This window comes from Kytococcus schroeteri (assembly GCF_042433515.1).
Classification (GTDB): domain Bacteria; phylum Actinomycetota; class Actinomycetes; order Actinomycetales; family Dermatophilaceae; genus Kytococcus; species Kytococcus schroeteri.
In genome coordinates, this window is the sequence record NZ_JBHLVH010000003.1 from 52,907 (window position 1) to 77,112 (window position 24,206).

Sequence of the window (24,206 nt, forward strand, 5' to 3'; positions counted from 1 at the left end):
GCCCCCAGTGTGACGCGACGTGGTCGGCCTGCGAGAGACTGCAGTCATGGCTGACATCCTCATCATCGGCGGACACGGCAAGATCGCGCTCCAGGCGGCCGCCCTGCTGGCCGAGCGGGGCGACGAGGTCACGAGCGTGGTCCGCAACCCGGACCACGCGGCGGACGTGCGCGCCACCGGCGCCACGCCCCTGGTCCTCGACGTGGAGCACGCCCAGCACACCGAGCTCGTCCGCGCGATGCGGGGCCGGGACGCCGTGGTCTGGTCCGCCGGGGCCGGTGGCGGCGACCTCGCCCGCACCTACGCCGTGGACCAGCGGGCCGCCATCGCCTCCATGCGGGCCGCCCGCGACGCCGGCGTGCCCCGCTACGTCATGGTGAGCTTCTTCGGCTCGGCCCTGGACCACCCGCTGCCCTACGACGAGGGCTTCTTCCACTACGCCCAGGCCAAGGCCGTGGCCGACGCCCACCTGCGCGGCACCTCGCTGGCCTGGACGATCCTCGCCCCCAGCCGCCTCACCGACGAGCCCGGCACCGGCCGCATCGAGGTGGGTGCGCAGCAGCCTTCCCAGGTCCCGCGGGCGGACGTGGCCGCCACCATCGCGCACGTGCTGGGCGAGGGGTCCCGGGCCTCCCTGCACCGCACCCTCACGATGAACACCGGTGACACCCCCATCGCCGAGGCGATCGCATGAGCACCCCGGCCACCCCACGCACCGCGCCCGGTGGCCGCGTGCCGCTCTCGGTGCTCGACCTCGTGCCCCGCTCTGAGGGCATGACCCCGGCCGATGCCATCGAGGCCTCGCGCTCCTACGCCGCCCGGCTGGACGCCCTGGGCTACCACCGCCTGTGGGTGGCCGAGCACCACAACACCACCACCTTCATGTCCTCGGCCACGGCCCTGCTCATCGCCCACCTGGGGGCGGGCACGCAGCGCATCCGCCTCGGTTCCGGCGGGGTGATGCTGCCCAACCACTCGCCGCTCATGGTGGCCGAGTACTACGGCACCCTGGCCACGCTCCTCCCCGGCCGCATCGACCTGGGGCTGGGCCGCGCGCCGGGCACCGACCCGATGACGGCCTCCGCCCTGGCCCGCCGCTCGGCCGGGCTCGAGGACGTCGCCTCGGACGTCGCGATGCTGGCGCGCTGGCTGGGCGAGGAGCCGGACGCGGCCGTGGGTCAGGTGCGCGCGGTGCCCGGGGCCGGCACCCGGGTGCCGCTGTGGATGCTGGGCTCCTCCACCGGCGGTGCGGCCGTGGCCGCCGCCCTCGGTCTGCCGTTCAGCTTCGCGAGCCACTTCGCCCCGACCCAGCTGTCGGAGGCGATCGCGCTCTACCGCAGCCAGTTCCAGGCCGACGCCCCCACCGCCCAGGTGGACCGGCCGTATGTCATGGCCGGGGTCAACGCCCTCGTGGCCCCCACCACCGAGGAGGCCCGGTACCTGTTCACCACCTCCCAGCAGCTGGCCGCCGGCATCCGCTCCGGACGTCCGGCGCCGCTGCAGCCGCCGGTGGAGGACGTCACCCGCGTGGTGCCCGAGGAGCTCCTGCGGCTGGCCGACGGTCACGGCATCCGCATGGTGGGCGACCCCGCCACGGTGGTCGGGCAGCTCGAGGAGTTCGTGGAGCGCCACGACCTGGACGAAGTCATCACCACCACCTACACGCACGACCCCGCCCTGCGGGTCCGCTCGGCGGAGCTCCTCGCCGAGGCGTGGGGGCTCGAGGGCGCCTGACCCGCGGCACGGACGCACCACGGCCCGGCCCCCTGCGTGGGGACCGGGCCGTGGCGTCAGGTGGAGCCCCCGACAGGAGTCGAACCCGCGACCTGCTGTTTACAAGGCAGCTGCTCTACCAACTGAGCTACAGGGGCCTGTGGCGGCACAGTGTAGGCCGCACGTCCGCCGCTCCCCACACGGCCGAGGCCTCCCCCGGTGCACGGGGGAGGCCTCGGCGATCGGCCGCCGGGGCGGCCGTCACGGCATCAGACGGCGACGCCGTAGGACGACCAGAAGTAGCCGCGGTCGGTCCTCACCCAGCCGGAGGCCAGCTTGGTGCCCTTCACCGTGGTGCCGGCGCGGTACTGGCCCAGGATGGCGTGGGACAGGCCGGCGCCCGCGCGCACGTTGACGCCCTGGGTGATGCGGAAGGTGGTGGCACCGGGGGTGTCCGCCACATCGGGGGTACCGAAGGAGTGCCAGAAGTACTTGCCCTCGGTGGTCTTCACCCAGCCGGAGGCCAGCTTGGTGCCGGTGACCTTGGTGCCCGGGTACAGCTTGCCCACGGCCTGGTAGGAGGTGCCCGGGCCGGTGCGGTAGTTCACCCGGTCGGTGATGGTCCAGTCCTGGGTGGGGGTGGTGGGCGGGGTCGGCGGGGTGGGCGGGGTCGGCGGCGTGCCCGGCATCGCGTTCTTGTCGGCGCCACCGTTGTCACGGGTCAGGCCGGCCTTCTTGCTGCACACCGGCCACGCACCGGGACCCGCGTAGGCCAGAGCGCGACGGGCCGCGGCGATCTGCTCGGCCTTGGAGGCGAGGTCGGCGCGCGGCGCCCACACCGTGGCCCCGACGCCCTTCCAGGCCACGGGGTGGAACTGCAGGCCACCGTAGTAGCCGTTGCCGGTGTTGATCGACCAGTTGCCACCGGACTCGCACTGAGCCACGCGGTCCCACACTGTCGGGTCGTAGGCGGCGTGGGCGGGGGCGGAGAAGCCGGAGGCCACGACCGCGCCGGTGAGGCCGGCTACGGTCAGGCCGCGCTGGGCCGAGGAGTTCTGGGGGGACATGAGGGGAGGTCCTTTCCTGACCGGTCCGCCGCCGGGGTGACCTGTCGGGTTCGGGCGTCAGGAGCCCGGCCTCGCTCGGGAGGCTTCACCCCGAGTCGGCCACCCGGTGCGGTGGCCGACGGAGATGGGTGCCCCGTGTTCGCCAGCGCCCGGGAATCCGGCAGGGCGCACCCGTGGCGAACGTGGGCGGCGGGTGCGCGCAAGGGGATGTGCGTGATGAGGAGTCGCTCCCGTACTGGAGGTGCGGGCGCGATTCACAGAGTAGCGACGGACGCGCCCGCGTCAAGCCCTGGGTGGACATGTGCGAGGCCCCCGTCCACCTGTGGGTGGTCCGGGGGCCTCGGGGCCGGCTCGGCGCCGGCGGGTGGCTCACCGCAGCGGGTGGGCCGGGTGGCTCACTTGGTCAGCTCACCGAAGGTGTGCCAGAAGTAGCCGCGGTCGGTCTTGACCCAACCGTTGTCGAGCTTCACGCCCTTGACGGTGGCACCGGTCAGGTACACGCCCAGCGGGGTGTTGTCCATGCCGGCCTCCGGGCGGACGTTCACCCCGTGGGTGATGGTCCAGGTACCGGCCTCGGAGGTGGTCTCGGAGCCGAAGGTGTGCCAGAAGTAGCCGCGGTCGGTCTTCACCCAGCCGCTCTCGAGCTTCACGCCCTCGAGCTGGGTGCCGGCCTCGAGGATGCCCTTCGGCGTGTTGTCCATGCCGGCCTCCGGGCGCAGGTTCACGCCGCGGTCGATGGTCCAGGTCACGGTCTCGCCGGTGGTGTCGTCCTCGTCCACGAACGGCGTCGGGGCCGGCTCGGGCTGCGGCGTGGGGGCGGGCTCCGGCTTGGGCTCCGGCTTGGGGGCCGGCTCCGGCTTGGGCTCCGGCTTGGGCTCCGGCTTGGGGGCCGGCTCCGGCTTGGGCTGGGGCTCCGGCTTGGGGGCCGGGGTCGAGCCACCGTCGGGCATGGCGTTGCTGTCGGCGCCACCGTTGGCGGAGGTCAGACCGGCCTCGATGGAGCACATCGGCCAGGCCTTGGGGCCGGCGTAGGCCAGGGCACGGCGGGCGGCGGCGATCTGCTCGGACTTGGAGGCGAGGTCGGCGCGCGGGGCCCACTGGGTGCCGCCGACGCCCTCCCAGGCCTGCTGGGTGAACTGCACGCCACCGTAGAAGCCGTTGCCGGTGTTGATGGACCAGTTGCCACCGGACTCGCACTGCGCCACGCGGTCCCACACGGAGGGGTCGTAGGAGGAGGCGTTGGCGGGCGCGGCAGCGGCCAGGCCGGTCACGATGAAGGCACCGGACACACCAGCGGCGCCGAGGGCACGGTGGGACGAGAGGGGGAAACGGGACATGGGGATCCTTCCTGACTGCATCCGCCGGTGGAGTGAGCTGTCGGGTTCGGAACGTCAGGTGTCCCGGCCTCCGGAGGAGGCTTCACCCCGAGCGGGGAGATGACCCCGCGTACTTCCTGTGGGTCCCCCACACCCGCCAAGACCCCGGGACTCTCCCGGGCACAGCGCGTCCGTGGCGGGATTGGGCGGCGGACGCGCGTCACAAGTGACTGAAATCAAGGGTTTTCAGTTGTGCGGTGACGGCTCTTCGGGCCGTGCACGGGCAGCAACGATAGCGATGAGCCGCCCGAGGTCAAACTCAGACGCGTGTCGCTCCCCGCCTCGAGGGCCTGTTCAGCCTAGGGGCACCAACGATGTGGGCCACCCCTGTGAGAGCCCCCACAGGGCCACCACGGCCCCGGCCACCACGAGCACGAGTGCCCCCACCGCCGCCGCGGGACCGGACCGCAGCGGGGCCGCCAGCGTCAGGTGCGTGCCCCGCCGCAAAGAGGCGCTGTCGATGCCCCACCAGAGCGCCAGCACCGCCACGAAGGCACCACTGCCCCAGGCGAGTGCGTTGTCCAGACCCACCGCGGAGGGGGTCCGGAACGAGGTGAGCGCGTCGTGCCCCAGGAAGAGGTTGACCAGCACCACGACCGCGGCCCCCAGGACCGCCGGCGCGATGAGGGACGCGGCCGAGCGCAGCACGGCCGTCACCAGGTGCCAGGGAGCGGCCGCCGTGATGCGCCACGCGTCACCGCGGCGGCGCCCGCGGGCCATGAGCCGGCGCAGGTGACCCATCGCGCTGTGGTCCACCCACCGGGCCACCAGCACCCACGCTGCCACCACGGCCGTGGCCACGACCGGCCAGAGCATCGCGAGGGCGATGACCAGGAGGGCGCCGGTCAGCACCACCCACGGGAGCCGGCGCTGGCGTCCCCGCGGGTCGTAGGGGTGCAGGCGCGCCGGGCCGGGTGCCCCCTGCGGCAGCACGCTCGCTCCGTGGCCCGCCTGCGGGGCGGGCTGGACGGGCCGGGCGTCCGGCCAGACCGGCTGCTCGGCCTGCGGCCAGGGGCGCGGTTCGGGCTCGCGCAGGGTGCTGAACGGCTGGCCCGTCTGCTGCGCCGGCCCCGGCGGTGCCCACGCCCGCGGCTCGGGCTCGCGCAGGGTGCCGGCCGGCTGGGCACGGTGCTGCGGCGGGGGCTGCAGCACGCTCTCGTCACGCCGCGAGACCGCCGAGCGCGGGATCTCCCGGGTGGGGGTGCGCTCGACCGGGCGGGTCGCGTCCGCCGGCGCGTGCGCGGGACTCGCCCACGCACCCGCCCCCGGGACCGCCCGGGTGGCAGCGGGGTCGTGACCGACCGGCTGGGTGGCTCCGGGGTCCTCCCCGGGCGGCCCGGCCTGGACCCCCAGCGGCTGCGTCTCCCGACGCACCGGCAGTGCACCCCCACCGTTCTCGACCACCTCCCGCACCTCGGCGGCCGTGGGGCGCGCGGACGGGTCCACCGCCAGGCAGGCCTCGGCCAGCGGCCGCCAGGCCCCGTCCATCGAGCGCAGGTCGTGCTCGCCGCGGCGGATGCGGGCCAGGATCGCCTCGTTCGGTCCCCCGCCGTAGGGGTTGCGCCCCATCGAGGCGAAGGCCAGCACCGCACCGAGCCCCCACCAGTCCGTGGCCACCGTCGGGTGCCCGCCCTCGACCAGCTCCGGCGCCAGGTAGCCCGGGGTGCCCATGACCAGCCCGGTGGCGGTCAGGCGGCTCTCGTCCCCGATGTGGGCGATGCCGAAGTCGATGATGACGGGCTCGCCGGCGCGGTCCACCATCACGTTGCCCGGCTTGAGGTCCCGGTGCACCACACCCACCTCGTGGATGGCCCGCAGCGCCTCGTGCACCCCCGCGGTGAAGCGCCGCAGGGCGCCGTCGTCGAGCGGCCCGTGGGTGGCCACGTGCTCATCCAGCGGCAGGCCGTCCACGAACTCGGTGACGATGTAGGGGGTGGGCGCCTCCACGTCGGCGTCCAGGAAGCTGGCCACGCGAGGGTGGCGCACCCGCGCCAGGGTGGAGACCTCACGCTCCAGCCGGGTGCGCGCCGCGGTGTCGAAGGCGATGTGCGGGTGGAGCACCTTGACCGCCACGGACCGGCCCGCGGCGTCGGTCGCCCGGTGCACCGTACCCATGCCGCCGTGCCCCAGCCGCTCCTCCAGACGGTACGGGCCCACCTGCGTGATCTCCATGCCCCGAGGGTAGGCGCCGGGACCCCGCCGGCCCGTGCAACCAGCGACGGAGCGTCCGGGCGTTTGCGGGCCCCACCACCGTGTGGTGAGGTGAGCGCGAGGGTCGGTCCCGACCCAGCGGGAGGACGACGTGAACGCACCCGAGAGCCAGGCCGGAAGCCCGGAGACCTTCGACTTCGTGGTGGTGGCCAACCGCCTCCCCGTGGACCGTGTGGTGGACGCCGACGGCACCACCCAGTGGCGCACCTCGCCCGGCGGGCTGGTCACCGCCATGGAGGCCGTGATGCGCGTGGCCGACGGCGCCTGGGTGGGATGGGCCGGGGAGGCCGGGGACGCGCCGGCTCCGTTCGACGACGACGACATCCACCTGCACCCGGTGCCGCTCTCGGCCGACGAGGTCCGCGACTACTACGAGGGCTTCTGCAACGACACCATCTGGCCGATCTACCACGACGTCATCGTCTCGGCCACCTTCCACCGCGAGTGGTGGAGGAGCTACCGCACGGTCAACGAACGCTTCGCCCGCGCGGCCGCGGAGGTGGCCGCTCCCGGCGCCACGGTGTGGGTGCAGGACTACCAGTTGCAGCTCGTCCCCCAGCTGCTGCGGGACCTGCGCCCGGACCTGCGCATCGGCTGGTTCAACCACATCCCCTTCCCCCCGGTGGAGCTGTTCGCCCAGCTGCCGTGGCGTCGGCACATCCTGCGCGGGCTGCTCGGCGCCGACTTCCTGGGCTTCCAGCGCGCGGACGACGCCGCGAACTTCCGACGGTCCGCGGCGCGGCTGGCCGGGGTGACCCTGGAGGGCGAGGTGCTCACGCTCGCCGAGGAGGACGGCCGCCAGGTCCGCACCGCCGCCGTGCCCATCAGCGTGGACTCCCAGCAGCTCGACCGGATGGCCCGCACCGAGGCCGTCCGGGAGCGCGCGGCCGAGCTGCGCGCCTCGCTCGGCAACCCGCGGACCCTCGTCCTCGGCATCGACCGCCTCGACTACACCAAGGGCATCCGCCACCGCCTCAAGGCCTTCGGCGAGCTGCTGGCCGAGGGGAGCGTGGCCCCGCCGGAGACCACCTTCGTGCAGATCGCCACCCCCAGCCGGGAGCGGGTGGAGGCCTACCGCAACCTCCGCGAGCAGGTGGAGGGCACCGTGGGGCACCTCAACGGGGACTTCTCCCCCCTGGGCACCACCGCCATCCACTACATCCACCGCTCGCACCCCCGCCAGGACATGGCCGCGCTCTTCCTGGCCGCCGACGTGATGCTCGTGACCCCGCTGCGCGACGGCATGAACCTCGTGGCCAAGGAGTACGTGGCCTGCCAGGTGGACGGCGGGGGCGCCCTGGTGCTCAGCGAGTTCACCGGGGCGGCCGAGGAGCTGGGCGAGGCCTACCTGTGCAACCCGCACGACGTCGAGGGCCTCAAGCAGACCCTGCTGCGCGCCATCACCGACGACGAGGACGAGAAGCGGCGCCGCATGGCCGCCCTGCGCGAGGTGGTTCTGGACAAGGACGTGCACACCTGGAGCCGCGACTTCCTGCTGGCCCTGGAGCACGCCCCCGACCTGCCGCCGGCCGGCGAGCCCGAGCCCGCCGTGATCGCCGACGCCGAGGAGACCGAGTGACCACCGGCCGCACCGACCAGCCCGCCCCGGACCAGTCCCACCTGGGCCGCTCCCCGTGGCTGGTGGTGGCCACCGACTTCGACGGCACCCTGGCCCCCTTCCACGACGACCCGATGGCGGTCCGGCCGCACCCCGGTGCCGTCGCCGCCCTGCGCCGGCTGGCCGCCCTGCCCGGCACCGAGGTGGTGCTCGTCAGCGGCCGCGACGTGGCCACCCTGCAGCAGCTCAGCGGGCTCGGGCCGGCCGAGGGGGTCTCGCTGCTCGGCTCCCACGGTGGCCAGCGGTGGCAGGTGGGCCACGACGCCCCGGCGGGCCTCGACGAGGACGAGGCCGCCCAGCGGGAGATGCTCGTGACCGGCGGGCGCGGCCTGGTGGCCGAGCTGCCCGGCACCACCCTGGAGGAGAAGTTCGCCGGCGTGGTGGTGCACACCCGGCAGGCCTCCCCCGAGGTGGCCCTGGAGGCCCGCGCCGCGGCACGCCGGCTCGGCAAGCGGTGCGGCGTGCAGGTCATGGTGGGCAAGAACGTGCTGGAGCTCAGCGTGCTGCGCACCACCAAGGGGGCCGCGCTGCGCACCCTCATCGACTCCCTGGGCGCGGACCGCTTCCGCCGCCGCAGCCACCGCGACCGCACCCCCGGCCACACCCTGTGGTTCGCCGGCGACGACGTCACCGACGAGACGGTCTTCCGCGCCTTCGACGGCGAGGCCGCGGCCGTGCTCGTCAAGGTGGGCGAGGGGGCCAGCGCCGCCACCTCGCGCGTGGACGGCATCGAGGACGTGGCGCAGCTGCTCACCGAGCTGGCCGACGCGCGCGAGGCCACCGAGGCGGCGCGCCCGGTCTGAGCAGGCCGGGCGGCGCGGGCCGTCAGCCCTCGGCGCCCTCCGCGGCGATCCGCGCGCGCTCGCGGGAGATCTCGTACAGGGTGACCGCGGCGGCGGTGCCGGCGTTGAGCGACTCAGTGAGCCCCGACATCGGGATGTTGACGACCTGGTCGCACAGCTCACGGGTGAGGCGGGAGAGCCCCTTGCCCTCCGAGCCCACCACGACCACCAGCGGGTCCGGGGCCAGCGGCAGGCCGGGGAGGTCCACGTCACCGTCGGCGTCCAGGCCCACCACGAACACGCCCTGCGAGCGCAGGTCCTGCAGCGCGCGGTTGAGATTGGTCACGCGGGCCACGGGAAGGCGCGCGGCCGCGCCGGCCGAGGTGCGCCAGGCCGCGGCGGTGACGCCGGCCGAGCGACGCTCGGGCACGATCACCCCGTGCGCCCCGAAGGCCGCCGCCGAGCGGATGATGGCGCCCAGGTTGCGCGGGTCGGTGATGCCGTCCAGGGCCACGAACAGCGGCGTGACGTCCGCGGTCCGGTCGAGCAGGTCCTCCAGGTCCGGGTACTCGTACGGCGGCACCTGCAGCACCAGGCCCTGGTGCACCTCGCCGTCGGAGAGGCGGTCCAGCTCCGGGCGGCCGGCCTCCAGCATCGGCAGGCCCCGCTCGGAGGCCAGGCGCAGCGCCTCCTTGACGCGGTCGTCGGAGTCGATGGTGGACGCCACGTAGAGGTGCGTGGCCGGCACCGCGGTGCGCAGCGCCTCGAGCACCGCGTTGCGGCCGATCACCAGCTCCGTGGAGTCCTTGCCGCTACGGGCCTTGCTGCGGCTCGGACGCTGCGGGCCGGCGGCCTTGGCCAGCCGCCGGGCGCGCTTGGCCGCCGGGTGGTACTCGCGGTCCTCGGCCCTGGGCGTGGGGCCCTTGCCCCGCAGGCCCTTGCGGCGGTGCCCGCCGGACCCGACCTGCATGCCCTTCTTGTTGTCCTTGCGCACCGCTCCACGGCGCGACGAGTTGCCTCGCACGGTCAGGCCTCCTTGGTGGTCGTCAGGTCCCAGGTGGCACCCTGCGGGCCGTCCTCCACCACGATGCCGAGGGCGGCCAGCTGGTCGCGGACCGCGTCGGCCGCGGCGAAGTCCTTGGCGGCACGGGCGGCCGCACGGGCCTCCAGGCGCTCGGCCACCAGGCCCTCCAGGGCGCGGCGCGCGGCGTCGTCGCCCCCGCCGGCGGCACCGACGGCCCACTGCGGGTCGAGCGGGTCAAGACCCAGCACCTCCAGCATCGCGGCCACGGTGACCGCGGCCTGCCCGGCCGCTGCCGGGTCCGGGGTGCCGGCCAGGGCGCTGTTGCCCCGGCGCACCTGCTCGAACACCACGGCCAGGGCGGCCGAGACGTTCACGTCGTCGTCCAGGGCGGCCGCGAACTCCGCCGGCAGCTCGGCGGTGAGCGCCTGCTCGCGCGCGTCCCCCGCCGCGAGCCCGGCCACGCCGAGCGCACGGGTGAGGAAGTTCTCCACCCGCTCCACCTGGGCGGTGGCCTCGGCCAGCGAGCCCTCGGTGTACTCCAGCGCAGAGCGGTAGTGCACTGTGGCCAGCAGCCAGCGCACGGCCAGCGGGCGGTAGGTCTTGGTCAGCTCGGCCACGGTGAGGGTGTTGCCGAGCGACTTGCTCATCTTCTCGCCGCCGGTGGTGAGCATGCCGTTGTGCAGCCAGAAGTTGGCGAAACCGAAGCCTGCCGCACGCGACTGCGCCTGCTCGTTCTCGTGGTGCGGGAAGCGCAGGTCGTTGCCGCCCCCGTGGATGTCGAACTCCTCGCCCAGCCAGCGCCAGGACATGGCCGAGCACTCCAGGTGCCAGCCCGGGCGGCCGCGCCCCCACGGGGTGGGCCAGGTGGCGGTGTGCGGCTCGTCGGCCTTGGCGCCCTTCCACAGCGCGAAGTCGCGGGGGTCCCGCTTGCCGCGCGGGTCGGCGTCGGTGGCCGGCGCCATGTCGTCGATCCGCTGGCGGGTCAGCTCGCCGTAGTCGGCCCAGGAGCGCACGTCGAAGTACACGTCGCCGGAGCCGTCGGCCGCCGGGTAGGCGTGGCCCCGCTCGATGAGGCGCTCCATGAGCTCGATCATGTCCGGCACGTGGCCGGTGGCGCGGGGCTCGTAGGAGGGCGGGCGCACCCCGATGGTCTCCAGCGCCGCGGTGGTCTCGCGCTCGTAGCGCTGGCTCCACTCGTTCCACGGCACGCCGTTCTCGGCGGACTTGGCCAGGATCTTGTCGTCGATGTCAGTCACGTTGCGCACCAGCGTGACCTCCAGGCCGTGGCCACGCTCCATCCACCGGCGCAGCACGTCGAAGGCGACGGCGAAGCGCAGGTGGCCGATGTGCGGGCTGGTCTGGGTGGTGAGCCCACAGATGTAGATGCTGGCCCGTCCGGGAACTCGCGGGACGAAGTCGCGGACCTCGCGGGTGGCCGAGTCGTGCAGTCTGAGAGTCACGGCGCAGAGTCTACGGGGGTTGCCGCCGGGCCCCCTCTGGCCAGACTGCCCGGAACGGGGCACCCGGCCCCGACCGCCACCGGCGGTGCCTGACGAGGGGGGAGACCACCATGCGACGAACCACCAGTGCGACCCTGGGCCTCGTGCTCGCGATGAGCCTGGCCGCGTGCAGCCAGGACGACCCGGCCCCGGACCCCAGCACGAGCTCCAGTGCCCCGGAGGAGAGCGCCAACTCCCCGGAGGAGTCCCCCAGCTCGAGCGACGCCTCCCCGAGCCCGTCCGAGTCCACGGACGCGCCCAGCCCGAGCGAGTCCACACCCGACCCGACGGGGCCGTCGGCCACCACCACGACCCCCAAGCACCCCAGCCCCACCACGGAGCCCGGCCCCGACCCGAGCCCCACGACCGAGCCGACGGCCCCCTCGCCCAGCGACGAGCCGTCCTCGCCGGCGCCCACGGACGTGCCGAGCCCCACCGCCCCGACCAGCCCGCCCACCTCGCCGACCGACCCGCGCCCCACGCTCGACCCCAGCAGCACCATCTCGGTGACCCCCGTTCCCAGCCTCGAGGAACTCGACCGTCACAACCAGGGCGAGCGCAGCGTGTACCTCGAGAAGGTGCAGGGGCGCACCATCACCGTGCGGGAGCGCACCTTCCCCGACGACTGCACGGACTCCTGCGACCCGGTGGCCGGCAAGCGGCAGACCCTCACCGTCTCGCCCGGGGCCACCGGATTCCTGACCGTCGTCCCGAAGGTCACGGACAGCTACCCCACCGGGATGGCGCTCCTGGAGGTCCCGGGTGACCTCGCCCTGCAGGTGTGCGCCGCGAGCCTCACCGACGAGGGGGACCTGCTCGGCCTCCTCGAGACCTGGGACGCCGAGCACAGCGACACCCGGTTGGCGCTGCCGACCGTGGACGAGGTGCTGCCCTGCGGCGTCGCCGGGATCGACGTGGCCCCCGACGGGAGGACCGTCACCCGCATCGGGTCGCAGTTCGCGGCCTGACCCCGCACACGCAGGAGGGCGCCCCACCGACCGGTGGGGCGCCCTCCTGCGTGTCCGCACGCGGCTCAGTGCCCGCGGTCGATCCACTCCTGCCGGTGCGGGGCCTCCGCGCCGATGGTGGTGGCGTCACCGTGCCCGGTGAGCACCTTGGTGTCCGGCGGCAGCACCAGCAGCTGCTCGGTGATCGACCGGATGATGAGACCGAAGTCCGAGAAGCTGCGCCCCGTGGCGCCGGGGCCGCCCTGGAAGAGGGTGTCGCCGCTGAACAGGATGCCCAGGGCCGGCACGTAGAAGCAGACCGCGCCGGGGCTGTGACCGGGGGTGTGCAGCACCTCCATGGCCACCCCGGCCACGGTGATGCGCTGGCCGTGCTCGAGCTCGTGGTCCGGGGCCACCGGGTAGACCGCGTCCCAGAGCATCCGGTCGGCCGGGTGCAGGTGCGTGGGCGACCACTTGTCGCCGGTCACCTCACCGGTGGCGTTGATGTGGTCGTTGTGCGCGTGCGTGTGCAGCACGGCGCGCAGGGTGCGCTCGCCGATCGCGTCCAGCACCGGCCCGCCGTCGTGCCCGGGGTCGATGACCACGCACTCCTCGGCGTCCCCGAGGAGCCAGACGTTGTTCTCCACCTCCCAGGAGCCGCCGTCGAGCTCGAAGGTGCCGGCGGTGACGACGCACTCCACGCGCACGCCCTCGATCTGGCGGGGCGTGGCCACGCGCTGGGCGGGGCCGGACGGCTTGTGCTCGGCGCTCATCGCGACACCTCCACCACGGACCGCAGCACGTCACCGCGGTGCATCTTGTCGAAGGACTCCTCCACCTGGTCCAGGCCGATGCGCTCGGAGACGAAGGCGTCCAGGTCGAGCCGACCCTGCCGGTAGAGGTCCACCATCATCGGGAAGTCGCGGCTGGGCAGGCAGTCGCCGTACCAACTGGACTTCAGCGCACCCCCGCGCCCGAAGACCTCCAGCAGCGGAAGCGTGATCTCCGTGTCCGGCGTCGGCACGCCCACCAGCACCACGGTGCCGGCCAGGTCGCGGGCGTAGAAGGCCTGCTCGTAGGTCTCGGGGCGGCCCACGGCCTCCACCACCACGTCGGCGCCGAAGCCACCGGTCGCCTCGCGGATGGCCTCCACCACGTCGCCGTCGGCCGGGTCCACCGTGTGGGTGGCACCCATCTCACGGGCCTTCTCCAGCTTGCGCGGGTCGGTGTCCACCGCGATGACGGTGGTCGCCCCAGCCACTACGGCACCGGCGAGCGCGGCCATGCCCACGCCACCACAGCCGATGACGGCGAAGGAGTCCCCACGCTTCACCCCGCCGGTGTTCACGGCAGCGCCGAAGCCGGCCATCACGCCGCAGCCGAGCAGGCCGGTCGCGGCGGCGTCGGCCTCGGGGTCCACCTTGGTGCACTGGCCGGCGTGCACCAGCGTCTTCTCGGCGAAGGCACCGATGCCCAGCGCGGGCTCCAGCTCGGTGCCGTCGGTGAGCGTCATCTTCTGCGCGGCGTTGTGGGTGTCGAAGCAGTACCAGGGCTCACCCTTGGCGCAGGCCCGGCAGGTGCCGCACACGGCACGCCAGTTGAGCACCACGGTGTCGCCCGGCTCGACCTCGGTCACGCCCTCGCCCACGGACTCCACGACGCCGTTGGCCTCGTGGCCGAGCAGGAAGGGGAAGTCGTCGGTGATGCCGCCCTGCTTGTAGTGCAGGTCGGTGTGGCAGACGCCGCAGGTGGTCACCTTCACCACGGCCTCGCCGGGACCCGGGTCGGGCACCACGACGTCGACCACCTCCACCGGCGCGTCCTTGCTGCGGGCGATGACGCCCTTGACCGTGCTCGGCATGCTGCCTCCTGATCACGTGAGGGGTGGGGCGGGACAGGCCCCCGTGTCTGCCCCCACGGTATCGACACCCACCGACGACCTCGCCGGGCGTCCGGCGCCGCGCGCGCCTCAGGCCGGGACGACCAGGGCGGTGGCGAGGGCGGCGATCCCCTCGCCGCGGCCGGTGAGTCCGAGCCCGTCGGTGGTCGTGGCCGAGACCGACACCGGCACCCCACCGAGCGCGGCCGACATCGCGGCCTGCACCTCCTCACGGCGCGGACCCACCTTGGGCCGGTTGCCGATGACCTGCACGGCCACGTTGCCCACCCGGAAGCCGGCGGCCTCGACGATGCGCACGGCCTCGGCCAGCATGTCCGCCCCGCGCGCGCCGGCCATCTCCGGGCGGCCGGTGCCGAAGTGCGTGCCCAGGTCGCCCACCCCGGCGGCGGAGAAGAGCGCGTCGCAGGCGGCGTGGGCGGCCACGTCCCCGTCGGAGTGCCCCTCGATGCCGCATTCCCCCGGCCACTCCAGCGTGCCCAGCCAGAGGGCGCGGTCGTCCTGCGCCCACCGGTGCACGTCCGTGCCGTGGCCGACGCGGGGCAGGGCGGGCAGGGGTTCGGGCGTCTGCGAGGTGGTCACGGGGCCACCCTGCCACCTGCGGCGCGGAGGTCCTCCGGGGTGGTGATCTTGGCCGAGCGGGCGTCACCCGGGACCACGACCACCCGCTCGCCCAGCTGCTCCACGAGCAGGGCGTCGTCCGTGGCCGCAGCACCGGCGCCCGGGACCGCGTGGGCCCGCTGGAGCACCTCACGGCGGAAGCCCTGCGGGGTCTGCACCGCGCGCAGGGTGGAGCGGGCCGGCGTGGCCACCACCGGCTCGGGACGCCCCTCGACCGGGTCGACCACCTTGACCGTGTCCACCACGGGGACCCCCGGGACCACCGCCGCGGCCCCCTCGCGGACGGCGGCGACCACGCGGTCGAACACCTCCGCGGGGGCGAAGCAGCGGGCAGCGTCGTGCACGAGGACGACCTCTACGTCCGGACCCAGGACGGCCAGGCCGGCGGCCACCGAGTCGGCGCGCTCGGCCCCGCCGGTCACCACGGTGGTCCGGTGCGCGCACGGGCAGCCCGCGGCGAGGTCGAGGCACTCCTGCGCCCGGTCCTCCCACCCGGCGGGCGCCACGACCACCAGCTCGTCCACCCGTGCGGTGGCGAGCACGCCGTGGATCGCGTGCTCGAGCAGGGACGAGCCGTCCACCTCGACGAAGGCCTTGGGGATGCCGGCCCCCAGGCGCGTGCCGGACCCGGCGGCGACGAGGACGACCCCGACGGCGGGAGCGCCGTCGGGGTCGTGGGGGGTCTGCTGTGCGTTCAGGGGATCAGCTCGCGAGGACCTCGTCGAGGGTGGCCTCGGCCTTCTCCTCGTCGGTCTTCTCGGCCAGGGCCAGCTCGGAGACGAGGATCTGGCGCGCCTTGGCCAGCATCCGCTTCTCCCCGGCGGACAGACCGCGGTCCTGCTCGCGGCGCCACAGGTCACGCACGACCTCCGCCACCTTGATGACGTCACCGGAGGCGAGCTTCTCGAGGTTCGCCTTGTAGCGGCGGGACCAGTTGGTCGGCTCCTCGCAGTTCTCGGCGCGCAGCACGCCGAACACCTTCTCGAGACCCTCCGCGTCCACGACGTCGCGGACACCCACGAGGTCGCAGTTCTCGGCAGGAACCTCGATGGTCAGGTCGCCCTGCGCCACCTTGAGCTTCAGGTAGGTCATCTCCTTGCCCTTGACCTTGCGCTGCTTGACCTCTTCGATGAGCGCTGCACCGTGGTGCGGGTAGACGACCGTTTCACCGACTTCAAACGTCATGTAGTGCCCCTTTCGCCCGAGAATTCTAACACTGGGCACGCCGTGGCCCCCGAGCCGTCGCGGCCCACCGTTGGGTACCATCCGCGGGTGATCACCACTGCCCGCGCCCACGCCCCCGCCCGCCTCGGACGCCGCCTGGCGGCCCTGTCCGTCGTCGGCATGCTCGCTCTCTCCGGCTGCCAGTCCCTCTCCCCGCTGGAGACCACCCGCGACTACGCACCCGCCAACGGCGAGCTCGTGCGCGCCGGCGACGTGAGCGTCCTCGACCTGACCGTCCTGGGCACCCAGGCCGATGCCGAGGGTCGCGTCATCGGGGCCGTGTCCAACTCCGGCTCCGAGCCGCAGCAGGTCAGCCTCTCCGCCGACGGCAAGGAGATCTGGAGCGGCACCGTGAAGCCCCACAGCAGTGTGAAGCTCGGTGACGAGAAGGTGACGCTGCCCAAGACCGTGGCACCCGGCGCCTTCCAGGTGCTCACCGTCTCCGCCGGCGGCCAGCAGTCCGAGCAGCGCGTGCCGGTCATGCTCCCGACCGGCGAGTACGAGGAGTTCGCCCCCGAGGGCTGGAAGGCCCCGGAGCGCCCCACCAAGGAGGACCTGCACTCCGAGGGCGGCGCGCACCACTGACGCGCCGCCGGCGCCCTCAGGCGTCGAACTTGTACCCGAGCCCGCGGATGGTGGTGATCAGCCGCGGGCTCGAGGGGTTCTCCTCGACCTTGCCGCGCACCCGCTTGATGTGCACGTCGAGCGTCTTGGTGTCGCCCACGTAGTCGGTGCCCCAGACGCGGTCGATGAGCTGCGCGCGGGTGAGCACCCGCCCCTGGTTGCGCATGAGCATCTCGAGCAGCTCGAACTCCTTGAGCGGCATCGAGACCTGCCGTCCGCGCACCACCACCACGTGGGAGTCCGCGTCGAGCTCCACCCCGCCGGCGCGCACCACGGAGTCCTCCTCCACCAGCGGCGCGCCCCGGCGGCGCAGCACCGCGTTGATGCGGGCCAGGAGCTCGCGCGAGCTGTACGGCTTGGTGACGTAGTCGTCGGCCCCGATCTCCAGACCCACCACCTTGTCGACCTCGGAGTCCTTGGCGGTGAGCATGATGATCGGCACCGTGGACTCGCGGCGCAGCTCGCGGCAGACCTCCACCCCGGACATCCCCGGCAGCATGACGTCCAGCAGCACCAGGTCGGCGCCGGAGTGCTGGAACTCCTCGAGGCCCGACCGGCCGTCCTCCCGCACCACGACGACGTGGCCCTCGCGCTCCAGCAACCAGCTGAGGGGATCGGAGAACGACTCCTCGTCCTCGACGACCAGGATGCGGGCCACGGGGATCCTCCTGCGGGTGCGGTGACGGGGCGCGGTGGGACGACGCGCCGGGACTAGGTCAAGGATGCCGCATCGCCCTCGGCGGCCTCCGTCGAGGTCGCCTCGAGGCTGGGCAGCTCCAGCGTGAAGGTCGAGCCGGTGCCGACGCGTGACCACACGCTCACCGTGCCGCCGTGGTTGCTCACCACGTGCTTGACGATGGCCAGGCCGAGGCCGGTGCCCCCGGTCTGGCGGGACCGGGCCGAGTCGACCCGGTAGAAGCGCTCGAAGATGCGCTCCAGGTCACCGGCGGGGATGCCGACACCCTGGTCGGTCACCACGATGCGCACGGTGCCCGGCTGATCACCCCCGGCCACCGTGACGACCACCTTGGTGCCCGGCTCGGAGTAGTTCAGGGCGTTGACCAGGAGGTTGCGCACGGCGGTCACCAGCAGCTGCTGGTTGCCGAAGACCCGGCGCTCGGGGCCGTGGGCGACACCCGCCTGGCGCACGGCGACGCCGCGTCCGTCGGCGTGGACCCGCACCTGGTCCACCGCGGTGGAGACCACGTCGACCACGTCCACCGGCTCCGCGCTCTCGGCGGCCTCGCCAGCCTGGAGCCGGGAGAAGTCGAGGATGTCCTGCACGAGCCGGGTGAGGCGCTCGGACTCCACGGTCATCCGGCGGGCGAAGCGCTCCACCGCCTCGGGGTCCTCGCGCGCGTCCAGCACCGCCTCGGAGAGCAGGGCCAGGCCGCCCACGGGAGTCTTCAGCTCGTGACTCACGTTGGCCACGAAGTCGCGGCGCACCGCCTCCACCCGCTGGGCACGCGAACGGTCCTCCAGCAGAATCACCACCCGCTGGTGGCCGAGCGGGAAGACACGGCACCCCAGCGAGACGGTGCCGCCCACGAGCAGACTCCGGGAGACCCGTACGTCGCGGTCGAGCACCTCGCGGTCGGCGCGGCACTCCTCCACGAGGTCGCGGATCTCCTGGTGGGGCACCACGCCGTCGCGGACGAAGCCCTGGTCGGCCGCGTGGTGGGTGGAGTGCACCACCCGGTTGTCCTGGTCGAGCACGATGACGGTGGAGGCCAGGGAGTCCAGCACCTGCCGTGCGCCGAGGGGGAAGTCCTCCCGCCCCTGCGGCCGCCGGCAGCGATCGGGCTCCGACCGTCCGCGGCGCCACCACAGGCCGAGTGCCAGACCCACCAGCAGGCCGACGACGAGGGCGAGCCAGGTCATCGGGTCCATGCGCGCCTCCGGGTCATGCAGGCACTCTAGGTGTTCCGGTCATCCGCGTCCCGGCGTCCACCCGGGGTTCACCCGGTACCCGCAGGACCGGCAACCTCCGGTTCACCGGCGGGTGAAACACTGCGGGGCCAGCACGAGACAGGGGAGCCATGCCGCGCACCAACTTCACCCGGGCACTCGGCGAGATGTCCGCCCAGATGGTCGAGATGAACCGCCTGGTGGCCCACGCCGTCCGGGAGGCCAACCGGGCGCTGGGTGCCGCGGACGGCGCCCTGGCGGAGTCGGTGATCTCCGGGGACGCGCTCATCGACGCCTTCTACGCCGAGATCGAGCAGAACGCCATCGAGCTGCTGGCGCGCGAGAGCCCGGTGGCCAGCGACCTGCGTCTCGTGGTCACGGCCCTGCAGCTCTCGGCCTCGATGGAGCGCACCGGCGACCTGGCACGCCACGTGGCCGAGCTGGTGCGCATGCGCTACCCGGAGCTCGCCGTGCCGGCGCCGGCCCGCGAGACCATGACGGAGATGGGCCGGCTGGCCCTGGCCCTGGTGGAGGGCGCCGGGGAGGCCCTGGCCACGCAGGACCCCGGCGTGTCGCAGGACCTGGAGGTGCTGGACGACAGCCTCGACGCCCTCCACGTGCGCGTCTTCGAGACCATCCGCCTGGAGATCACCGACACGCAGGAGGCGGTGGACCTCACCCTGCTGAGCCGCTACTACGAGCGCATCGGCGACCACAGCGTGGGCGTGGGGCGCCGCATGGGCTACCTCGCGACGGGTCGGCTGGACCGACCCGGCGAGGACGCCCACGCGGTCACCGTCGCCTGAGCACGGGCCTCACTTGTTGCCCTGGTTGGCAACCTCCTGGATGGCGCCGGCAGCGGCCTCGGGGTCCAGGTAGCGGCCGCCGGGGGTCACCGGGCGGAAGTCGGCGTCGAGCTCGTACACCAGCGGGATGCCGGTGGGGATGTTGACGCCGGCGATGTCCTCGTCGCTGATGCCGTCGAGCTCCTTGACCAGCGCGCGCAGGCTGTTGCCGTGGGCGGTCACCATGACGGTGCGGCCGGCCTGCAGGTCGGGCACGATCGCCTCGGTCCAGTACGGGCGCAGCCGGGCCACGACGTCCTTGAGGCACTCGGTGGCCGGGGCGTCCTCACCCAGGTCGGCGTAGCGCGGGTCGTCGGCCTGCGACCACTCGTCGGCGGGGTCGATGGCCGGCGGCGGGGTGTCGAAGCTCCGGCGCCAGGCCATGAACTGCTCCTCGCCGTACTGCTCCTTGATCTCCGCCTTGTCCTTGCCCTGCAGGGCGCCGTAGTGGCGCTCGTTGAGGCGCCAGGAGCGGCGCACGTCGATCCAGTGGCGGTCGGCGGCGTCGAGGGCCAGGTTGGCCGTGGTGATGGCGCGGCGCAGACGCGAGGTGTGCAGCACGTCGGGCAGCAGACCCTCGGCCTTGAGCAGCTCGCCGCCGCGGCGGGCCTCGGCGCGGCCCTTCTCGGTGAGGTCGACGTCGACCCAGCCGGTGAACAGGTTCTTCTCGTTCCACTGGCTCTGGCCGTGGCGCAGCAGGATCAGGGTGTGGGCAGCATTCGTCATAGGGGGCACACTATCGCCGCGCTCAGTCCGCGAGCAGGTGGCGGAAGGCCTCGAGGTTGCGGGTGGACTCCCCACGCTTGGTGCGCCAGTCCCACTCGGCCTGCATGGCGGTGAGGAAGCCGGCGGCCAGCACCTCGTTGAAGATGCCGTCGCTGGCCTGCAGGACGGCCCCGAGGGTCTCGTCGAACCACTGGTCGGTGACGCCCTCCACGGGGACGCGGCCGGTGAGGTAGACGTCGCCGGCGTCGTCCACGGCGTAGGCCAGGCCGGGCAGGTCCAGGCTGCGGCGCAGCAGCATCCGGTACACCTGCTCGTGGTTCTCGTCCGGGTTGCGCACCACGAAGGCCACCAGCCCCAGCGAGCGCTCCCCCACCCGCACGGAGACCACGGTCCTGAGCTTGCGCTCCCCGGGCAGTGTGATGGCCCAGGCGGGCGTGGGCTGGCCGGCGTCGTCGTGGACGCGCTCGGCCTGCACGCCCTCCACGTGCTCGGGCGAGGCCGGGTCGGCGTGCTGGGCCACCCAGCGCTCCACCACGGCCAGGGCATCGTCACGGGCGGTCATCGGGGCTCCTCTGCGTAGGCGTCCAGGTGGGCGGCTGCGGAGGCGGCCCAGGTGAGCTGCTCGCCCCGGCGGGCGCCGGCACCACCCAACCGGTCCCTCGCGGCGGGGTCGGCGAGCAGGGCGGCCAGCGTCCCGGCCCAGGCGACGGGGTCGTGGCCGTCCACGAGCACGCCGCCGGTGCCGACGGCCTCGGGCAGGCCCCCCACGCGGGCGGCCACCACCGGCACGCCGCAGGCCATCGCCTCGGCGGCCACCAGCCCGAAGGACTCGGTGCGGCTGGGCACCACCACGAGGTCGGCGGCGTGGAAGAGCCCGGCGAGCTGCTCGGGCGGCACCGCGCCCCGGGCGTGCAGCAGGTCCCGTGCCGGGGAGGCCTCGATGCGGCGCGGGAGCTCCTCGGCGTCGCCCGACCCGCTCGGGCCGCCGACGAACAGGGCGTGGGCCTCCACACCCCGGGCGTGCAGGTGCTCCACCGCCTCCAGCAGCACCAGCTGGCCCTTGGCGGGCTGCCATCGCCCGGCCTGCACGAGCAGCGCGGCGTCCGGGCCCAGGCCCAGGTCGCGGCGGGCGACCACGCGCAGGGAGGTGCGCTCGGCACCGGGCACCCGGTGGAAGGTGGCGGCGTCCACGCCGGGCGGGATGACACGCACGACCGCCGGGTCGGCCCCCTCGGCCTGCACCTGCTGGGCCTCGCGGCGGGTGCTCACCACGGCCAGGTCCACCGCGGCCAGCACGGCCCGCTCCCCCTCGATGCGGGCGGGCGGCTCGGGCGGCGCCCCGGCCTCGGCGGCCACCTCGGCGTTCTTGGTGGCGCCCATGGTGTGCATGGTGTGGGCCCACACGGCCCCCTCGGCCGCCCCACCCGCCGCCACGAGCCGCCGGGCCACCAGGCCGGAGAGCCAGTAGTGCGAGTGCACCACCTGCGGCGTCACCTCCTCGGCGGCCAGGCGCGACGCCACGGCCTCGGCGAAGGCCGGCACGAGGGCGGGCAGGTCCTCCTTGGCGGTCTGCGGGTCCCCCGCCGGCAGGCCCCAGACGACCACGCCCTCGTCGTCCTGCTGCCACGGCGCCCCGGTGACCGACCGGGTGGCCACCACCACCGGGGCCGCCGCAGCGGCCAGGGCACGCGAGAGCTGGCGGACGTAGACGTTCATGCCGCCGGCATCGCCCTCGCCGGGGTCGTCCAGCGGCGAGGTGTGCATGCTCAGCACCAGCACGGTGGGCGGTGCGGGAGGGGGCGTGGACACGGTCCTGAGTCTGCCACCGGCCGCGGCGCTAGGCTCCGGGCCCATGCGGCCGGTCGGGGACATCACGCGCGGGACCACCGCCCCCAACCGGTTGCGCCGAGTGGACCGCTGGATGGTGCGGCGGCTGGCCCCCGTGCTGCGTTCCGACCCGGCTCCGCTCGTGGTGGACCTGGGCTTCGGCGCCTTGCCCCTGACCACGGCCGAGACGCACGGCCGCGTGCGCTCCGTGGTGCCGCGTGCCCGCGTGGTGGGGCTGGAGATCGACCCCGACCGCGTGGCCGCCGCCCAGCCGTGGGCCACTGACGGACTGGAGTTCGCCCGGGGCGGCTTCGAGCTGGCCGGGCTCACCGGCATCACCGCGCTGCGGGCGTTCAACGTGCTGCGCCAGTACCCCGAGGAGGCCGTGCCCGGTGCGTGGGCCCAGCTGCAGGCGGGACTGGCCCCGGACGGCCTGCTGCTGGAGGGCACCTCCAACGAGGTGGGGCGCCGTGCCGTGTGGGTGACCCTGGACCGGTCCGGTCCGCTGAGCCTGACGTTCAGCTGGGCGATGGCGCAGGTGGACCCGCCGAGCGCCATCGCCGAGCGACTGCCCAAGGTGCTCATCCACCACAACGTGCCGGGCCAGCCGGTGCACTCCCTGCTGCGCGACCTGGACGCCGCCTGGAACGCCCACGCCCACCTGGCCACGTGGGGGCGACGGCAGCGCTTCGCCGCGGCGGCCCGCGCCGTGGCGGCCGACTGGCCCGTGCTCGACGCGCGCCACGGCCCACGGCGCGGCGAACTCACCGTGGCGTGGCAGGCCGTGGCCCCCGCCTGAGCGGCAGAACCACCCACGGACCCGCCCCTCGTCACCGACCCCGGGCCGACCTCGCAACCGCTGCGCCCTGAGCCTCCACCGCCAGTCGCCGACCCAGGTAGGTCCCGATCGCCACGAGCACCGTGGCGGTCAGGAGGGCGGGGCCCAACCCGAGGAGGTCCACCGCTGGCCCCGCGGCCCACACACCGAGCCCGAAAGATCCCACCGTGGCGAAATCGACCCATGAATTCGCGCGACCTCGGGCTCCGTCCGGGACGGCATCGGCAAGGAGCTCGTAGGAGGTCGCGCCGGTGAATGCCTGCGCGAGCCGGTGGATGGTCAGGGCAATGAAGGTGAGGCCCACGGCGATCAGCCCCGCCGCCGTAGATGCGAGAAAGGCTCCCAGCCCCAGCACGAACAGGCCGAGGGCCTGGCCAGCCAGACCCACCACCAGCAACGGTCCGGCGCTGCGGCGCCGCGACACACGGGTGAAGAGCGTCAGCCCGAGGAAGCTGATGAGAACCGAGAACGAGTTCATCGCCGCATACATCATCGACTGGTCCCCGAGCCTGTCCGCCAGAACAGGCAGGGCAACCCAGAGCGCACCCGTTCCCAGCTGGATGGTGGCCCAGACACCCATGAAGACCAGCAGCACCGGGTGACGGCGCAGCACACCCAGGACCGAACCGCCCGGACGAGATGGCTCGTCGTTCTCCGATCCGGGATCACCGGCGTCAGGACCGAACGCGCGCTTGATGGTGAGCACCACCACCGCCGAGACCAGGAACGACGCGGCGTTCACGAGAAAGGCCCACTTGGCTGAGGCCACGAGGACCAGCCCGGCCACCACGGCGGGACCCAGCATCCCTGCGAGGGTTCTCGCCTGCCCGAACGCCGCGAAGATCCCTCCGAGGTTCTCTCCCTCCAGGACACGCGGCACCGACGCACTCGATGCCGGGAAGTAGAGCGACTCGAAGACCGTCGCCACGAGGGCGCAGCCGAACACCCACCAGGGGTCGGGTGCCACCAGGAACATGACCCCGTACGCCACGGCAGCACCGACGTCGGCCAAGAGCATCACACTGCGACGGTTGAACCGGTCGGCCACCCACCCACAGGCCGGGGTCACCGCGGCATCCACCACCACGAGAGCCGCCAAGAGGGTGGACAGCATCGTCGCCGAGTTCGTCCCGGCGGCCAGGACGAGCACCAGGGCCGTGAATCCCGCTTTGTCGGCTCATCCGATCTGAGGGTGCAGCAGTGGTGGTGTGACCGGGTCGAGGTAGGGGTCGAGGTCCCCTGATGATGGGGGTTCCTACACCGACCCGACCAGAAGACCTCGACGTGCGTGAACTTACCTTTGATGCCCCTGATCTGACGACCTTCGCCCGCCTGGACGAGCTTGGTCTCGTTGCGGTTGGCCAGCGCGTGGAGCCTGACCGGGCGGGCGCTGGAATGCCGGGTGGTCGCGGGCGATGACGACGCGTTCGGCCGGCACTGCGGGGCCGAGGGCCGCCGG

24 protein-coding genes, 1 tRNA gene, 1 pseudogene and 1 riboswitch are annotated in these 24,206 nt (G+C 73.7%); of the genes and pseudogenes, 9 read left to right on the top strand and 17 right to left on the bottom strand.

Translation table 11 applies throughout. From position 1 onward, the window contains the following. The first annotated feature begins 46 nt into the window (after positions 1-46). Together ACFFHC_RS01585 and ACFFHC_RS01590 are read left to right on the top strand one after the other, a co-directional pair. On the top strand, positions 47-694 hold the full coding sequence (locus tag ACFFHC_RS01585; protein ID WP_070706076.1) for an SDR family oxidoreductase: 648 nt from the start codon (positions 47-49) through the stop codon (positions 692-694). Further along, the gene (locus tag ACFFHC_RS01590; RefSeq protein ID WP_070706074.1) at positions 691-1,734 is read left to right on the top strand and encodes an LLM class flavin-dependent oxidoreductase; all 1,044 of its coding nucleotides are present in this window, start codon (positions 691-693) and stop codon (positions 1,732-1,734) included. Before ACFFHC_RS01585 ends, ACFFHC_RS01590 begins: the two co-directional genes overlap by 4 nt. A 61-nt stretch (positions 1,735-1,795) precedes the next feature. Here ACFFHC_RS01590 and ACFFHC_RS01595 read toward each other — a convergent pair. The 4 genes from ACFFHC_RS01595 to ACFFHC_RS01610 all read right to left on the bottom strand — a co-directional run bounded on the left by ACFFHC_RS01595 (position 1,796) and on the right by ACFFHC_RS01610 (position 6,328). Further along, positions 1,796-1,871: transfer RNA gene (locus tag ACFFHC_RS01595), tRNA-Thr, on the bottom strand. Between the two features lie 111 nt (positions 1,872-1,982). After that, positions 1,983-2,780 (bottom strand): transglycosylase family protein, encoded by a 798-nt coding sequence (locus ACFFHC_RS01600; RefSeq protein ID WP_379802589.1) that lies wholly within the window; start codon positions 2,778-2,780, stop codon positions 1,983-1,985. Between the two features lie 395 nt (positions 2,781-3,175). After that, the gene (locus ACFFHC_RS01605; RefSeq protein ID WP_141494877.1) at positions 3,176-4,117 is read right to left on the bottom strand and encodes a transglycosylase family protein; all 942 of its coding nucleotides are present in this window, start codon (positions 4,115-4,117) and stop codon (positions 3,176-3,178) included. 6 nt (positions 4,118-4,123) lie between these two features. Beyond that, positions 4,124-4,277: riboswitch (cyclic di-AMP (ydaO/yuaA leader) on the bottom strand. Between the two features lie 173 nt (positions 4,278-4,450). Further along, positions 4,451-6,328: a serine/threonine-protein kinase gene (locus ACFFHC_RS01610; protein ID WP_181443173.1), complete on the bottom strand. Its 1,878-nt coding sequence runs from the start codon at positions 6,326-6,328 to the stop codon at positions 4,451-4,453. Between the two features lie 130 nt (positions 6,329-6,458). Here ACFFHC_RS01610 and ACFFHC_RS01615 point away from each other — a divergent pair, with 130 nt between their 5' ends. Together ACFFHC_RS01615 and otsB are read left to right on the top strand one after the other, a co-directional pair. Continuing rightward, positions 6,459-7,946, top strand: a complete 1,488-nt coding sequence (locus ACFFHC_RS01615) for an alpha,alpha-trehalose-phosphate synthase (UDP-forming) (RefSeq protein WP_070706263.1) — start codon at positions 6,459-6,461, stop codon at positions 7,944-7,946. Next, positions 7,943-8,788 carry a trehalose-phosphatase gene (gene otsB, locus ACFFHC_RS01620; protein WP_202816766.1) on the top strand — a complete coding sequence of 282 codons (846 nt, stop codon included), beginning with the start codon at positions 7,943-7,945 and terminating at the stop codon, positions 8,786-8,788. The genes ACFFHC_RS01615 and otsB overlap by 4 nt, the downstream gene beginning before the upstream one ends. 22 nt (positions 8,789-8,810) lie before the next feature. Here the strand turns inward: otsB and rlmB are convergent, their stop codons facing one another. Then, entirely contained in the window at positions 8,811-9,791 is a 981-nt protein-coding gene (gene rlmB, locus ACFFHC_RS01625; protein ID WP_070706264.1) for a 23S rRNA (guanosine(2251)-2'-O)-methyltransferase RlmB, read from the bottom strand. 2 nt (positions 9,792-9,793) lie between these two features. Next, on the bottom strand, positions 9,794-11,251 hold the full coding sequence (cysS, locus tag ACFFHC_RS01630) for a cysteine--tRNA ligase (RefSeq protein ID WP_141494875.1): 1,458 nt from the start codon (positions 11,249-11,251) through the stop codon (positions 9,794-9,796). A 110-nt stretch (positions 11,252-11,361) separates the two neighbouring features. On the opposite strand from cysS, the gene ACFFHC_RS01635 reads away from it, so the two are divergent. Next, entirely contained in the window at positions 11,362-12,258 is an 897-nt protein-coding gene (locus tag ACFFHC_RS01635) for a hypothetical protein (protein ID WP_379802590.1), read from the top strand. Between the two features lie 65 nt (positions 12,259-12,323). On the opposite strand, the gene ACFFHC_RS01640 is transcribed toward ACFFHC_RS01635, so the two are convergent. The 5 genes from ACFFHC_RS01640 to ACFFHC_RS01660 all read right to left on the bottom strand — a co-directional run bounded on the left by ACFFHC_RS01640 (position 12,324) and on the right by ACFFHC_RS01660 (position 15,940). After that, on the bottom strand, positions 12,324-13,010 hold the full coding sequence (locus ACFFHC_RS01640) for an MBL fold metallo-hydrolase (RefSeq protein WP_181443162.1): 687 nt from the start codon (positions 13,008-13,010) through the stop codon (positions 12,324-12,326). Then, complete coding sequence (locus ACFFHC_RS01645; RefSeq protein WP_070705368.1) at positions 13,007-14,098, bottom strand: S-(hydroxymethyl)mycothiol dehydrogenase; 1,092 nt, start codon at positions 14,096-14,098, stop codon at positions 13,007-13,009. The genes ACFFHC_RS01640 and ACFFHC_RS01645 overlap by 4 nt, the downstream gene beginning before the upstream one ends. A 108-nt stretch (positions 14,099-14,206) precedes the next feature. Further along, a complete protein-coding gene (ispF, locus tag ACFFHC_RS01650; RefSeq protein ID WP_070705370.1) occupies positions 14,207-14,689 on the bottom strand; it encodes a 2-C-methyl-D-erythritol 2,4-cyclodiphosphate synthase in 483 nt (160 codons plus the stop codon). A 23-nt stretch (positions 14,690-14,712) separates the two neighbouring features. Further along, positions 14,713-15,453 (bottom strand): 2-C-methyl-D-erythritol 4-phosphate cytidylyltransferase, encoded by a 741-nt coding sequence (gene ispD, locus ACFFHC_RS01655; RefSeq protein WP_083323598.1) that lies wholly within the window; start codon positions 15,451-15,453, stop codon positions 14,713-14,715. Between the two features lie 4 nt (positions 15,454-15,457). Next, positions 15,458-15,940 carry a CarD family transcriptional regulator gene (locus ACFFHC_RS01660; protein ID WP_070705367.1) on the bottom strand — a complete coding sequence of 161 codons (483 nt, stop codon included), beginning with the start codon at positions 15,938-15,940 and terminating at the stop codon, positions 15,458-15,460. A gap of 87 nt (positions 15,941-16,027) precedes the next feature. Here ACFFHC_RS01660 and ACFFHC_RS01665 point away from each other — a divergent pair, with 87 nt between their 5' ends. Then, a complete protein-coding gene (locus tag ACFFHC_RS01665) occupies positions 16,028-16,564 on the top strand; it encodes a hypothetical protein (protein WP_070705366.1) in 537 nt (178 codons plus the stop codon). 16 nt (positions 16,565-16,580) lie between these two features. On the opposite strand, the gene ACFFHC_RS01670 is transcribed toward ACFFHC_RS01665, so the two are convergent. Together ACFFHC_RS01670 and ACFFHC_RS01675 are read right to left on the bottom strand one after the other, a co-directional pair. Continuing rightward, positions 16,581-17,261, bottom strand: coding sequence for a response regulator (locus ACFFHC_RS01670; protein WP_101849917.1), 681 nt, complete (start codon positions 17,259-17,261; stop codon positions 16,581-16,583). Positions 17,262-17,314: 53 nt separating this feature from the next. Next, the gene (locus tag ACFFHC_RS01675) at positions 17,315-18,493 is read right to left on the bottom strand and encodes a sensor histidine kinase (protein ID WP_070705364.1); all 1,179 of its coding nucleotides are present in this window, start codon (positions 18,491-18,493) and stop codon (positions 17,315-17,317) included. Between the two features lie 149 nt (positions 18,494-18,642). Between ACFFHC_RS01675 and phoU the strand changes: the two genes are divergently transcribed. Next, positions 18,643-19,317: a phosphate signaling complex protein PhoU gene (gene phoU / locus ACFFHC_RS01680; protein WP_070705363.1), complete on the top strand. Its 675-nt coding sequence runs from the start codon at positions 18,643-18,645 to the stop codon at positions 19,315-19,317. 9 nt (positions 19,318-19,326) lie between these two features. Here phoU and ACFFHC_RS01685 read toward each other — a convergent pair whose 3' ends face one another. Genes ACFFHC_RS01685 through ACFFHC_RS01695 form a run of 3 tightly spaced genes read right to left on the bottom strand, consistent with a single transcriptional unit; the run spans position 19,327 to position 21,891 of the window. Then, positions 19,327-20,082, bottom strand: coding sequence for a phosphoglyceromutase (locus ACFFHC_RS01685; protein ID WP_141494797.1), 756 nt, complete (start codon positions 20,080-20,082; stop codon positions 19,327-19,329). 22 nt (positions 20,083-20,104) lie between these two features. Continuing rightward, on the bottom strand, positions 20,105-20,644 hold the full coding sequence (locus tag ACFFHC_RS01690; RefSeq protein WP_083323596.1) for a type III secretion system chaperone family protein: 540 nt from the start codon (positions 20,642-20,644) through the stop codon (positions 20,105-20,107). Next, the gene (locus ACFFHC_RS01695; RefSeq protein ID WP_181443161.1) at positions 20,641-21,891 is read right to left on the bottom strand and encodes a glycosyltransferase; all 1,251 of its coding nucleotides are present in this window, start codon (positions 21,889-21,891) and stop codon (positions 20,641-20,643) included. The genes ACFFHC_RS01690 and ACFFHC_RS01695 overlap by 4 nt, the downstream gene beginning before the upstream one ends. A 43-nt stretch (positions 21,892-21,934) precedes the next feature. Between ACFFHC_RS01695 and ACFFHC_RS01700 the strand changes: the two genes are divergently transcribed. After that, positions 21,935-22,708: a methylase gene (locus tag ACFFHC_RS01700; protein WP_070704479.1), complete on the top strand. Its 774-nt coding sequence runs from the start codon at positions 21,935-21,937 to the stop codon at positions 22,706-22,708. A 31-nt stretch (positions 22,709-22,739) separates the two neighbouring features. Here ACFFHC_RS01700 and ACFFHC_RS01705 read toward each other — a convergent pair whose 3' ends face one another. Then, on the bottom strand, positions 22,740-23,897 hold the full coding sequence (locus ACFFHC_RS01705) for an MFS transporter (RefSeq protein ID WP_070704482.1): 1,158 nt from the start codon (positions 23,895-23,897) through the stop codon (positions 22,740-22,742). 95 nt (positions 23,898-23,992) lie between these two features. Between ACFFHC_RS01705 and ACFFHC_RS01710 the strand changes: the two are divergent. Further along, a pseudogene (locus ACFFHC_RS01710) lies at positions 23,993-24,206 on the top strand (hypothetical protein); the annotation flags it as partial.

Excerpts from the sequence above, each read along its gene's own strand:
- ACFFHC_RS01585 (WP_070706076.1), top strand. The coding sequence starts at position 47 with ATGGCTGACATCCTCATCATCGGCGGACACGGCAAGATCGCGCTCCAG.
- ACFFHC_RS01590 (WP_070706074.1), top strand. The coding sequence starts at position 691 with ATGAGCACCCCGGCCACCCCACGCACCGCGCCCGGTGGCCGCGTGCCG.
- ACFFHC_RS01600 (WP_379802589.1), bottom strand. The coding sequence starts at position 2,780 with ATGTCCCCCCAGAACTCCTCGGCCCAGCGCGGCCTGACCGTAGCCGGC.
- ACFFHC_RS01605 (WP_141494877.1), bottom strand. The coding sequence starts at position 4,117 with ATGTCCCGTTTCCCCCTCTCGTCCCACCGTGCCCTCGGCGCCGCTGGT.
- ACFFHC_RS01610 (WP_181443173.1), bottom strand. The coding sequence starts at position 6,328 with ATGGAGATCACGCAGGTGGGCCCGTACCGTCTGGAGGAGCGGCTGGGG.
- ACFFHC_RS01635 (WP_379802590.1), top strand. The coding sequence starts at position 11,362 with ATGCGACGAACCACCAGTGCGACCCTGGGCCTCGTGCTCGCGATGAGC.
- ACFFHC_RS01640 (WP_181443162.1), bottom strand. The coding sequence starts at position 13,010 with ATGAGCGCCGAGCACAAGCCGTCCGGCCCCGCCCAGCGCGTGGCCACG.
- ACFFHC_RS01645 (WP_070705368.1), bottom strand. The coding sequence starts at position 14,098 with ATGCCGAGCACGGTCAAGGGCGTCATCGCCCGCAGCAAGGACGCGCCG.
- ACFFHC_RS01660 (WP_070705367.1), bottom strand. The coding sequence starts at position 15,940 with ATGACGTTTGAAGTCGGTGAAACGGTCGTCTACCCGCACCACGGTGCA.
- ACFFHC_RS01675 (WP_070705364.1), bottom strand. The coding sequence starts at position 18,493 with ATGGACCCGATGACCTGGCTCGCCCTCGTCGTCGGCCTGCTGGTGGGT.
- phoU (WP_070705363.1), top strand. The coding sequence starts at position 18,643 with ATGCCGCGCACCAACTTCACCCGGGCACTCGGCGAGATGTCCGCCCAG.
- ACFFHC_RS01685 (WP_141494797.1), bottom strand. The coding sequence starts at position 20,082 with ATGACGAATGCTGCCCACACCCTGATCCTGCTGCGCCACGGCCAGAGC.
- ACFFHC_RS01690 (WP_083323596.1), bottom strand. The coding sequence starts at position 20,644 with ATGACCGCCCGTGACGATGCCCTGGCCGTGGTGGAGCGCTGGGTGGCC.
- ACFFHC_RS01700 (WP_070704479.1), top strand. The coding sequence starts at position 21,935 with ATGCGGCCGGTCGGGGACATCACGCGCGGGACCACCGCCCCCAACCGG.